This window comes from Endozoicomonas montiporae CL-33 (assembly GCF_001583435.1).
Taxonomy (GTDB): domain Bacteria; phylum Pseudomonadota; class Gammaproteobacteria; order Pseudomonadales; family Endozoicomonadaceae; genus Endozoicomonas_A; species Endozoicomonas_A montiporae.
This window is the reverse complement of record NZ_CP013251.1, coordinates 1,157,311-1,168,751: the sequence shown is the minus strand read 5'-3', so window position 1 is coordinate 1,168,751 and position 11,441 is coordinate 1,157,311. Positions and strand designations below refer to the sequence as shown.

General features: G+C 49.4%; 14 protein-coding genes. 3 read left to right on the top strand and 11 right to left on the bottom strand.

All coding sequences use genetic code 11. The annotated features are described in order from the left end of the window. Window positions 1-16: 16 nt before the first annotated feature. The 11 genes from EZMO1_RS05120 to EZMO1_RS05070 form a co-directional block, all read right to left on the bottom strand. Window positions 17-550 (bottom strand): phosphatase PAP2 family protein, encoded by a 534-nt coding sequence (locus tag EZMO1_RS05120; RefSeq protein ID WP_222842195.1) that lies wholly within the window; start codon window positions 548-550, stop codon window positions 17-19. A 143-nt stretch (window positions 551-693) separates the two neighbouring features. Further along, on the bottom strand, window positions 694-954 hold the full coding sequence (locus tag EZMO1_RS05115) for a hypothetical protein (protein WP_034874984.1): 261 nt from the start codon (window positions 952-954) through the stop codon (window positions 694-696). Window positions 955-1,368: 414 nt separating this feature from the next. Continuing rightward, window positions 1,369-2,124, bottom strand: a complete 756-nt coding sequence (locus EZMO1_RS05110) for a hypothetical protein (protein ID WP_034874986.1) — start codon at window positions 2,122-2,124, stop codon at window positions 1,369-1,371. Continuing rightward, window positions 2,090-3,070, bottom strand: coding sequence for a hypothetical protein (locus EZMO1_RS05105; protein WP_034874988.1), 981 nt, complete (start codon window positions 3,068-3,070; stop codon window positions 2,090-2,092). Before EZMO1_RS05105 ends, EZMO1_RS05110 begins: the two co-directional genes overlap by 35 nt. Before the next feature lie 176 nt (window positions 3,071-3,246). Next, window positions 3,247-4,893 (bottom strand): chaperonin GroEL, encoded by a 1,647-nt coding sequence (gene groL / locus EZMO1_RS05100; protein ID WP_034874990.1) that lies wholly within the window; start codon window positions 4,891-4,893, stop codon window positions 3,247-3,249. Between the two features lie 62 nt (window positions 4,894-4,955). Further along, window positions 4,956-5,249: a co-chaperone GroES gene (locus EZMO1_RS05095; RefSeq protein ID WP_034874992.1), complete on the bottom strand. Its 294-nt coding sequence runs from the start codon at window positions 5,247-5,249 to the stop codon at window positions 4,956-4,958. Between the two features lie 150 nt (window positions 5,250-5,399). After that, entirely contained in the window at window positions 5,400-5,870 is a 471-nt protein-coding gene (locus EZMO1_RS05090; RefSeq protein WP_034874994.1) for an FxsA family protein, read from the bottom strand. Between the two features lie 126 nt (window positions 5,871-5,996). Beyond that, a complete protein-coding gene (locus EZMO1_RS05085; protein WP_034874996.1) occupies window positions 5,997-6,248 on the bottom strand; it encodes a DUF2789 family protein in 252 nt (83 codons plus the stop codon). A 102-nt stretch (window positions 6,249-6,350) separates the two neighbouring features. Beyond that, window positions 6,351-7,295, bottom strand: a complete 945-nt coding sequence (locus EZMO1_RS05080; RefSeq protein ID WP_051789821.1) for an aldose epimerase family protein — start codon at window positions 7,293-7,295, stop codon at window positions 6,351-6,353. Between the two features lie 91 nt (window positions 7,296-7,386). Beyond that, entirely contained in the window at window positions 7,387-8,097 is a 711-nt protein-coding gene (locus EZMO1_RS05075) for a HugZ family pyridoxamine 5'-phosphate oxidase (RefSeq protein WP_034874998.1), read from the bottom strand. Between the two features lie 80 nt (window positions 8,098-8,177). Further along, the gene (locus tag EZMO1_RS05070) at window positions 8,178-9,254 is read right to left on the bottom strand and encodes a DUF481 domain-containing protein (RefSeq protein WP_145912475.1); all 1,077 of its coding nucleotides are present in this window, start codon (window positions 9,252-9,254) and stop codon (window positions 8,178-8,180) included. A 232-nt stretch (window positions 9,255-9,486) separates the two neighbouring features. On the opposite strand from EZMO1_RS05070, the gene EZMO1_RS05065 reads away from it, so the two are divergent. The 3 genes from EZMO1_RS05065 to EZMO1_RS05055 are packed head-to-tail and all read left to right on the top strand — an operon-like array spanning window position 9,487 to window position 11,429. After that, a complete protein-coding gene (locus EZMO1_RS05065) occupies window positions 9,487-9,801 on the top strand; it encodes an MGMT family protein (protein WP_034875002.1) in 315 nt (104 codons plus the stop codon). Window positions 9,802-9,803: 2 nt separating this feature from the next. Continuing rightward, entirely contained in the window at window positions 9,804-9,995 is a 192-nt protein-coding gene (locus tag EZMO1_RS05060; protein ID WP_034875005.1) for a DUF2496 domain-containing protein, read from the top strand. 42 nt (window positions 9,996-10,037) lie between these two features. Then, the gene (locus EZMO1_RS05055) at window positions 10,038-11,429 is read left to right on the top strand and encodes an AmpG family muropeptide MFS transporter (RefSeq protein WP_034875007.1); all 1,392 of its coding nucleotides are present in this window, start codon (window positions 10,038-10,040) and stop codon (window positions 11,427-11,429) included. The last annotated feature ends 12 nt before the right edge of the window (window positions 11,430-11,441 follow it).

The window sequence follows — 11,441 nt, the reverse complement described above, 5'->3', positions numbered from 1 at the left end:
GTCCAAAGACTGATATCTACCAGCGCCAGTCATAATTAAACCAGACGCCATCACCACCAAATCCAACACCAAACTTTGGCTGTGCCGGATCGTCAGCCGATGACGTCATATAATGGCTGATGGCATACGTGATAGCAGCACTGGCTGCAATATCCGACCAGTAGTGACGCTTTGCATCAACCCTTGTATAGCCGGAATAGGTTGCAGCCAACAAATAAGGTGCAGCCTGCTTGAAACCATATCGGTGGTAGATATACCACGCAGGGTAATAGGATCTTGCCGCATGACCGGATGGAAAAGACTGGCCACCACCATCAGGTCTTGTCTTATCGATATTGCGTTTTAGACGGGTAATAACAAAGCCACGACTCACTGCTGCACCGGCATGAAGCTGGGTCAGGCCGTTCGCCCATGCCCAGTCTTCTTCGGCATCGTATTCATTAAACAGAGTGTGGGCTGAGGCAATCCACATCATGTTGTTCGACAGCCAGCTCCCCATTTGACGGGTTGTGGTAGCCTGAGCACCGGAAGAAAGTACAAGACCCAGCAAAAGGGCCAGAAAGCCGATTTTATTAATTGTTAAGTGCTGAAACATGGCATGGTAAAAAGTTAAGAATTTTATACCAATGAGCCCATGATAAAATCAGCAGTTCTACATACCTGTCGCTAAAAGTCAGGTCGTTCTGGGCGGGATTATTGCAGGCCGGTCGAGCTGAATACCACTACTTTCTGGTCAATATAACTGACTCGGATTTCGCGATCTTTGTCGCGCCAGATGCATTCCGTACGTCCCAGTTTATCGTTACAGGATTCAGGTTTACCCAGAATACCCTCAACATCTTCAATGCTCATTCCTGCATCCAGTTGATTAAATGCTTCCTGATTGACATGTGTGCAGCCTGTTACTGTGACCAGAGTGACAAATCCGGCCAGACATATTCCCCTGCAGTTCATCTATTATTCTCCTGTGTTGGCACTAGAAATGTAGCACTCTTTTCTGGATTCGCTTGCCTGACACCTATCCCTACCCGCGCAAAAGGCTATTTATACCAATTCCCCTTTCTAAACATGAATTGTGCAGCCATTCTGAATCACGGGAGCTGCGTTGGAACTCCTCGCAATAGCTCGCTATTATACCAATCGCAATAATTAGCTATTCTATTGCGCTGCCTTTTCAGCCGGTTATTCTGCGTTGGCATTCGTCGCCATAGCTATGGCTATGGCTCCTCACGCCGCCTTGCCTAACCGGCTGAAAAGGCATGCTCATCACGAAGCTAACTTATTTTGATTGGTATTACTCGTCGTTCCGCCTTGTCCCGCAACCCAGAATGACTTGCTCATAGTCATATTTAAAAAGCGGAATTGGTATTATTCCTCATGCTGAGCAGGAGGAGGGGAAGGTTGATCCGCGGCGGGTGGCTTTTCTTTTTGTTCGACCACTCTTTGAAGGAGCACGGTGCCTCCTGAATAGTCCACCTTCATAGACTTAGGCACCGCCATCACTGCCTGATTCATGAGTTCACTCATTACTTCACCTTTGGCATGCTCTTTTCCAAGCTTTTTGGATATCTTGATAAATTGTTGTTCAAGTGCCCCGAACCGGGTGGGTAGAGGCGTAGGCCCCAATGCCCGTGTACACTCGCTGTACCCACCTTTAATAGCCTCTTCAACATCCTTTAATAGCTGCTGTATATCATGCCCCTGCAAAGCATCTTGATCGGGCGGGATAATAGAAACCATCTGGTCATCAATCTGCACTTTAATGACCAGACCTTTTGGCGGTGTGTCGGGCGTTTTTAATGCATCCAGCGCTTCAACCAGCATTTTCAACTTGCCGTTCATAACAGCCAGCTCATTAATCGACGACAGCACTTCCTCTTTCTTTCTCATCAAAGCTTCAGGGGAATTCTTTTTGCCCAGACCATCCGTTGAAGTGACGCCATCTTTCGACTTTGCCACCCTCTCACTCAACGGCTTTTTAGGTACCCTGTCAGGCTGCAAACCTTTCATTTTGGGTTGGGCATCAGCCTGCGCCGGTGAATCCGACTCCGGTGGCTTATCAGCCGGAGCTGCATACCCTACCGAAGCGTTAGGGCGCGCGCTTCTCTCTCCATGGTAATCCATCCATCACCCCTTTTCTTAAGACCCAACCTGCTTTCTGGAAAAACATCTCGGGAACCGGCTCAATGATTTCTAAATCTTTCAAAAGCTGCTCAGTCTGTTTCTCGTCCAGCCTTTCTACCTTCAACTCAGCCTCTTCACCATCAACCGCTTCAGGCTGTTTGACGTGAATGACTGAACGCTTCTGCTGCATATCCTCCAGACGTTTCTGCCAGTTACTGCCTGACTTACTCTTATCCTTTTCAGCTATTTTGCTTACAATATCGCTGAGCATGTCACGCATAACGTCTATGCGCTGGTTAAATTCATCCTTGTTAAAACCACCACTAAACACCGTGTTGTTGTACTCTTTAAGCAAATCTTCTGCCAGTTTGATCAGAGCTTCAACATCACGACCTTTGAGTGCTTTCTTGTCAGGGGGCACCAGGCGAATGGGCTTAGTCTCACCGGGCAAATGCAGGATGACCTTAACCCCTTTTTCCGCTTCTTCAGGATGCCTCAGGGCTGCCATCGCCTTACCAAGAACCGTATACTCTTCAATCTTTTCATACTTTTCACCGGCTTCTTTGATTAACGCTTCCTGCTCGGCTTCCAGTTCTTCAACCGAGCTGTTTTCTCTTGCCGCACGAGCTTCCTCAACTTCCCGTTTATGTTTTTCTTTCGGGGTTTCAGCCTTATCCGTCTTACCTTCAGGGTCGGCTTTTTTAGCACCTGATAACTCTTTGGCAGGCGGCGTGCTGGGCAAACTGGCAGAACGTTCATGAAGGTTCTGGTCTGAAGTCTGTTTCGGTTGAATCGCATCCATATGACGTTCAGGGTTTTTAACTTCAGTAACAAGGTTTCCATTGTGTGTCCCTGTTGCAGCTAAAGACCCGGCAGCGCCAGCACCGCCTGTTGAAGTTATTGGGGGTGGCTGCACTCCAGAGCCAGGGGTTATACCACTGGACATAAATATTTACCTGACCGGTTATTATCAGATATTTAATCGGCGGGTTACGACAACCCTTCATATCATTGCGATACAAGCAAAATCGTTCAGCCAAAAAAAAGCCGCAGCACAATGGCTGCGGCTTGCATCGGGTAGGATGCGGGTTGAAGCGAGGCTTCAGACAGTCAGGAGGCTGATCACATCATGCCGCCCATGCCACCCATACCACCCATGCCGCCCATATCAGGCATGGCAGGTGCAGCAGCATCAGCAGGTTCGTCAGCAACCATAGCTTCGGTAGTGATCATCAGACCAGCAACAGAAGCAGCCGCCTGCAGAGCAGAACGGGTAACTTTAGCCGGGTCCAGAATACCCATTTCGATCATGTCGCCGTATTCGCCAGTCGCAGCGTTGTAACCGAAGTTACCTTCACCGGAACGAACCTTGTCAACCACAACAGAAGCTTCGTCACCGGAGTTGGAAGCGATTTGGCGGATCGGGCCTTCCAGAGCACGCAGAACCAGTTCAACACCGGCTTTCTGTTCAGGATTGATCGCGTCCACTTCAATAGCAGACAGAGCACGGATCAGAGCAACACCACCACCGGCAACAACACCTTCTTCAACCGCAGCGCGGGTAGCGTGCAGAGCATCTTCTACGCGAGCCTTCTTCTCTTTCATCTCGACTTCGGTAGCAGCGCCTACCTTAACCACGGCAACACCGCCAGCCAGCTTGGCTACGCGCTCTTGCAGCTTCTCTTTGTCGTAGTCGGAAGAAGAGTTTTCGATTTCGGCACGGATCTGCTCAACACGGGCAACGATGTCAGCCTGGTTGCCAGCACCGTCAACAACGGTGGTGTCTTCCTTGGTGATCGCGATGCGCTTGGCGGAACCCAGATCTTCCAGAGTAGCACCTTCCAGAGATAGACCGATTTCTTCGGAGATAACGGTCGCACCAGTCAGAGTAGCGATGTCCTGCAGCATAGCCTTACGACGATCACCGAAGCCCGGCGCCTTAACGGCAGATACCTTGACGATACCGCGCATGTTGTTCACAACCAGAGTCGCCAGGGCTTCGCCTTCAACGTCTTCAGCAATGATCAGCAGTGGCTTACCCGCTTTGGCTACGTTTTCCAGAACGGGCAGCAGGTCGCGGATGTTGGAGATTTTCTTGTCAACCAGCAGGATGAACGGGTTCTCCAGTTCGCAGGACATGCGTTCCTGATTGTTGATGAAGTAAGGAGACAGGTAGCCACGGTCGAACTGCATACCTTCTACTACGTCCAGTTCGTTTTCCAGACCGGAACCTTCCTCAACGGTGATAACGCCTTCTTTGCCCACTTTTTCCATGGCTTCAGCGATGATCTGACCCACCAGCTCGTCAGAGTTGGCAGAGATGGTACCTACCTGAGCGATGGACTTGCTGTCTTCACAAGGCGTTGCCATGCCTTTCAGCTTGGCAACCACTTCGATAACGGCTTTGTCGATGCCGCGCTTCAGATCCATTGGGTTCATGCCAGCAGCAACATACTTCAGACCTTCGTTCAGAATGGACTGAGCCAGTACGGTTGCAGTAGTGGTACCGTCACCGGCCTGATCGTTAGCCTGGGAAGCCACTTCCTTAACCAGCTGGGCACCCATGTTCTGGAACTTGTCAGCCAGCTCGATTTCCTTGGCGACGGAAACACCATCTTTAGTGATGGTTGGCGCACCAAAGGACTTCTCCAGCAGTACGTTACGACCCTTTGGGCCCAGTGTGGCTTTAACGGCGTCAGCCAGAACGTTAACGCCTTCCAGCATTTGCTTGCGAGCTTCGTCGCCGAACTTAACCTGTTTTGCTGCCATGATTGACATCCTTTAAGAATTGTAAAAACAGTTGTAATCGACTCTTGTGGAGTCGTGGACAATCAGTCTTCCAGAACAGCGTAGATTTCGCTTTCGGACAGAATGATCAGCTCTTCACCGTCGATCTTGACGGTGTCAGAACCGGCGTATTTGCCAAAGATCACTTTATCGCCAATTTTTACGCTCAGAGGACGAACTTCGCCGTTGTCCAGAACAGTTCCGTTACCTACAGCTACTACAACACCCTGGTTTGGCTTTTCAGTAGCAGAACCTGGCAGAACGATGCCACCAGCAGAGGTAGTTTCTTCTTCTTCACGACGAACGGCCACGCGGTCACGCAACGGACGGATTTTCATCGATATATCTCTCCAACTGTTTATGCCGAACATTCAGCAGTCAACTTTCAATTAAGGCTGGACGGGTCAGTGTTTTCCCACCCAAACCGAACCTGTTATGCGGTGTTACTCTAAGTAGGGATGCGGTTAATCTTTTTCAAGGGGGGCAAACTATTTTTTTTCGTCTTCCCGCTTGAAGTCCCCGTCGATGGTGTTGTTCAGACCTCGGTCAGGGTCAATATCTTCCCGATAGTACTGCCCTTCGAACGTGGTAGAAGACTGGTGTACCTGCCAGCGACCACTGGCTGCCATTCTTTTCATGAGGTATTTACGTACGGGTGGAATCAGCAGGGCAATACCGAAAATGTCGGACAAAAAGCCGGGAAACATCATAAACAGGCCACCAATGGCAATCAGAAAGCCTTCCACCATTTCTGTTGCCGGCATCTCGCCATGAGCCATTCGCTCCCGGGCTCTCAGCATAGTACTGAATCCCTGCTGGCGTAACACCGCCATACCGAGAATGGCCCCTAAAATAATAAGCGCAACTGCATTCAGTCCCCCGATGGCGCTGCCCACTTCAATCAGCACCAACATTTCAATAACGGGGAACAGTAAAAATAACCAGACTGGGAATCGCATGGATGACTCCGGATTTATAAGTACTGTCTATCTGGAGGCATATAGTAGAAATACAAGGGAAGATTACAAAATCTTTGCTTTGGACAGGTCATGCGATACCAACAACATCCGGAATAACATTAACGACTACTCACTGGGGCTTAGTGTTCTCGCTCTGAGCAGCACGTCAAATTCATTGACCACTTCGCACCAGTCCGAGTCCTGATCATGACTTTCCCGGAGAAACTGTTTTTGCGCCGGGTGCCAGAAGTCTGCGTCGAAAATGGATTGCTTTTCAGTCAGCCTGTGCTCGGCAATAAATTGTTCAATATATTCCTGTGTATTGTTCAGCCCCAGCTGGCTGAACAAACTCTTCAGGTTATGCTGGAAGGTTTCCATGGTACGCTCCGCACTACTGCATCAATATCAATTGACATCAGTATATCCCCTGAAGAGTTGGCAAGTCTGAAAACCAGCTTCAGCCCTGTCTTTTTCTCATCATCAATAAACCCGATAATCAGCAGTCCAGCTGAAGCTTTCACCCACCGGCACCTTCACTTCGATAAAGTTTTCCGGTGACAGTGATTTGTCGTTTGCCCAGACCACTAGACGACTGAGAGGCTGGTCCACCTGCACATCAATACCCCGGTTCAGCTCATTATGATGAACGCGGAACTGGTGATGGTCAGACGTATCGCTGAAACCTGTTAACGGAACAAACATTCGATCATCGTCGTCAATAGCAGACAACAACTGAAGACTGTCATCACTCAGCTCGATGCGTGATTCTTTATTGCGCTTTGCAGGAGTGAAAGGAAAAATGACCTGATACTGCTCATCAACGATCCGGTCATCAATGACAAAAAAGTGATGGTTAAACACGGTAGTATCAATCGCCTTTTTACCCGTGTTTTCCAATTCGTGCGCCATGGTAAAACCCTGCTCATTAAGGGTAACGGTTTTACGATAGCGGTAACCATAGCCTGAATCAGCCTGTAATGACTGGACAAACTCTACATGGTCATCCTGCGAGCTGACTTCCCAGTCGCCATGGTCAACAATCCGGTAGGGCCTGGTAAAGTCAAAACGTTTGTCATTGTCCGGTTTTTCCAGAACACCAATGCCGATGCGGACAAAAGTGTCGGATTCGCCATAGCCCAGATTACCAAAAATCTGGGCTGGCCCATTCACACTGAAATGCATGTCCGGATCATGCACAGGCTCTGAACGCCATCGTCCAAAATACTCAACGCCCTCAAACCGGAAGGAGTGAACCAGACCGGACCAGTCAAACCGTGTAGAACGGTAAGAGCCGTTTTCAACATCAGGCAGGTACACTGCCATTTCAACCTTATCGTTTGCCAGACGAGCTTCAGGGAAGCTGGCAGCCGATACGGTAATACTCATTACAGATAAACAGCCACACAGCAACCGGGAGACTTTCATTCCTTTTCCTTGATCTGATTAATGTCATCAGCAAGGAACCTATCAAAAAATCGAATCAGACGACTTATCCCGGATCAATAGAATCGTTTAATCAGGCTGCCCGCGCCATTTCAACCAGCGTTTTCCTGACAGCCATAGGTTCTTCAACCGAGGCAGGAAAAGCGATACGCACCACTTTATCACCCAGCAAAAGGTGCATACCTTCACTGTCTACACCCGCCATTCTGGGTGAAACCCCTTCAGGAATAGCAATGCCTGCATTGATGCAGTACTTCACCATGGCGTCCACATGGTCTTCATTCATATGGTTCACCATGCCGCTTTCCGCCTGCCCATAAAACGGATTGGTTTTGACCATCAGGTCATTCTTCACCCAGAAGATCTTACCGAAACCACCGATGAAACGGGCACGCACCAGATTGATGCGGTAAAAATCAAAATCATGGGTCTTGTGGTAATCTCTGGACTGAGGAAAAAAGGCATAATAACGTTCGGCCAGCTGCTCGAAATTCTCAACTTTTTCGGCATCTCCCAGCCATGTCAGACGACCGCCCTTGTGTACATCATTAACACCGGTTTCGCTGATAATCAGGGAAACCTTGGGGTTTTCCTGAATATTGCGGGTATGCTGGGCAATGCGACTGATCAGAATAACGGGCTGTCCGGTTTCATCCAGACAATACGGCATGACTGAACCAAAGGGATAGCCAGGCACATCATGGGAGTGTGTTGAAAGAATACCGTGATACTCGTTCAGAAGAAGTGTTCTGGCCGCCTCTGCAGCATCCGCTTTGTTATCCATTATTCAACCTCAAGCTGTTTGTTTTTTATCATTATTATCGATGCAGGCCATTATATACAAATGAGATTCATTATCAACAACTACCAGTTGTAACCAATACCAAATTTTAACTGGGTATCGAGCTTCTTCTCATCTTCACCGGGCTGACTGTCAAAGTCGAACATCTGCGTCACATTGAACGACAGGTTATCGGTCATTTTATAACGAACCCCATGCTCACCATCCCAGATCCATTGTTTCTGGCTTTGAATACGGTAATACAGGCCGCTATCAAAAAAGTACTCCAGATCACTCAGCAACTGCCGGCGGTGGAACAGTTTCCAGCCCACAGCCAGATTCTGTTGCCGGCCTTCCCGGTCATAGCTTTCCCAAATCTGGCTGAGACCCAGACTGTTCAGTAACGCATCAGAAGAGGTTTCACGGGCCCTGTATCCTACAAAGCCACCGGCAGTCGCACGACTGCGCAAGTTTTCACGGGAGTGGTAGCGTTTTTTGGAAGAGGCATTGGCAAACCAGTGTTCGGTGAAATAACGACTGTAGTCGTATTCAATCTCCCAGATATTCTTTTTCCAAATCCCTTCATCCTTGCGCTCTACATCCACATGCCACTTCAGCCGGTTTTTATTCCACTGGTCATTCAGGTGCATTTGCCCGTTCATGCGGTAGCGGGATTCAATATCGTTACCGCTTTTGCTTTCAAGGTTAAGATCGACATTCCCTTTAAATTCCCAGTTGTCTTCAAACACAGGTTCGGACTGAGCCATGCTGGCCACCGGCCAGGCAGCTGAAAACCGTCGCTCATAACCGTCTTCATCAACGATCACCAGATCATCACCGCTACTGTGTAATTCTCTGAGCTGAGCCCTGTCTTCACCAATCAGGTTGATCCATAAAGGATTATCCGTTTTGACGGAGCGGACATGCCGCCAGTTGACACTCAGCTCACCGGCATAGACTGTCTTCAATTTCAGAACTCCGGCATCCAGCCCAACCACTTCACCCGACAGCACATCGCCATTCTCCAGCCAAACAGTATCTGCCCAGCCCATATTCGCAAGAACAGGGAACAGCAAAACACAATGCCTGAGGCAGCGCTTCAGAAACCGGAAAAAGACAATGGAATAGCAGCCCCGAAACGGCTGGAGCTTAATGAACACCTTTAGCAAGACCCCTACAACGATCGAATCAGTCAGCCTTTTGTTTTATCGTGATTACGGTTCCATCACTCTGGCTGTTTACTATCTGTCTCAAAACGTTGTAAGAATTCCATAAAGCCCCGGTAATACTCAAGACAATTTACCAGCGGCTAACTCTTAATCTTTACCCGATAAGCGTTATGGAGCGCTGGCAATTTAGGGTATTCTTTGCTCTTTTTATTGGAGAAGTCTGTTGCAAGCACCGTTCAGTCGTACCGATATCTGGCTTGTGCTCAGTCAGGTACCCGAAGGTAAAGTGGTGACTTATGGCCAGCTCGCCAGAATGGCCGGAGCACCGGGTTATGCCAGAGTGGTTGGCAATATTCTGAAGCAGCTGCCAAAAGGTTCAGGGTTGCCCTGGCACCGTGTCATTAACGGCAAGGGACGTATTTCCTTTCCGGAAGACAGCGTGAAGTATAATGAACAGAAGGAGCTGCTGGAGCAGGAAGGTGTGATTTTTATCTCCGGCAAAGTCAGCCTGTCCCACTATGCATGGAACGGAGAATAAACATGGACAACCTGCCTGAAGAAATGACGCTGGCCATTGAAATCATACGTCAGCTGGAAAATCTGGACTATCCACCCGAAACCATACTTCAGGCGATGACCATAATCTGTCAGGATACCCTGAACAAACTGTCAGACTCTGACAGAAAAAAATGGCAGCAATTTCTGCTGGGGAGCTTTAATCAGTCTCAATAACCCGGAACACTGCAGCCAGATCACCCGTTTAAACGAGCCTCTATGCCTGTTGTATCTTCCCGAACCCGGCTGATTTCATGGTGGGATGCCATGAAGGTCTATCGCCACCCCCGCGCGCTCACGCTTTTTTTCATGGGCTTTTCCGCAGGCCTGCCACTGATGCTGCTGTTTTCCAGCCTGTCATTCTGGTTAAGGGAAGCCGACGTCAGCCGTGCAACCATTGGTTTCTTCAGCTGGATCGGCCTGGCTTACAGTGTGAAGTGGATCTGGTCACCACTGGTTGACCGCTTACCTTTACCCCTGCTCAGTCGTCTACTGGGGCGACGTCGTTCATGGCTGCTACTCAGCCAGCTCACCATTGTCGCAGGCCTGCTGGGCATGGCCTTTACCGACCCTACTCAAAACCTGACCAGAATGGCGCTGTTTTCAGTGCTGGTCGCGTTCAGTTCTGCCACACAGGATATTGTCATCGATGCCTTTCGTATTGAAGCCGCAGAAGAACGCCTGCAAGCCGCTTTGGCAGCAACGTATATGTTTGGCTACCGCCTCGCCATGATGGTCGCAGGTGCCGGAACCCTGGCCATCGCAGCCTGGGCAGCAGGTGACAGACTTGACTATCAGCAGTCTGCCTGGATGACCGCCTACCTGTTTATGGGCGGCTTTATGGCAGTGGGCATTATTACCACACTAGTGACCAGCGAGCCGGACGTTAAACTCGAAACACCACAGCAGGAACAGAGAGTCACTAAGTGGATGGCGCAGAAAGCACACCTGCCAGCACCTTTGGTAAAACTGGCAGGCTGGTTTTATGGCGCTGTCGTTTGTCCCTTTTCGGATTTTTTCCGCCGCTACCGCTGGCATGCGCTGCTGCTTCTGGCTCTGATCAGCACTTACCGTATCTCCGATATTGTGATGGGCATTATGGCAAACCCGTTTTATGTGGATCTGGGTTTCACCAAAAACGAGGTAGCCACGGTCACAAAAATCTTTGGCGTCATTATGACACTGATTGGCGTTACCCTTGGTGGTACGCTGACCATGCGTTTTGGTGTGATGAAAATGCTGTTTACCGGTGCCATTGCCGCTGCCATTACCAATGCCCTGTTTGCCATTATGAGTCTGGTGGGTAATAACGTTTACTGGCTGGCACTGGTGGTTTCTGCAGACAATCTGGCTGCCGGTATTGCTACATCGGCGTTTATTGCCTGGATGTCGAGTCTGACCAATGTCCAGTATTCTGCCACTCAGTACGCACTGTTCAGCTCCATGATGTTGCTGCTACCCAAATTTGTAGCAGGCTTTTCCGGCGTGATGGTGGACGCGGTAGGCTACAACTATTTCTTTATCTTCAGTGCTTTGCTGGGCGCACCCGTTCTGGTTCTGATCTGGATGGCGAACCGGTTTCTGGAAACTAATACCAATCAAAATAATTAGCTTCGTCATGAG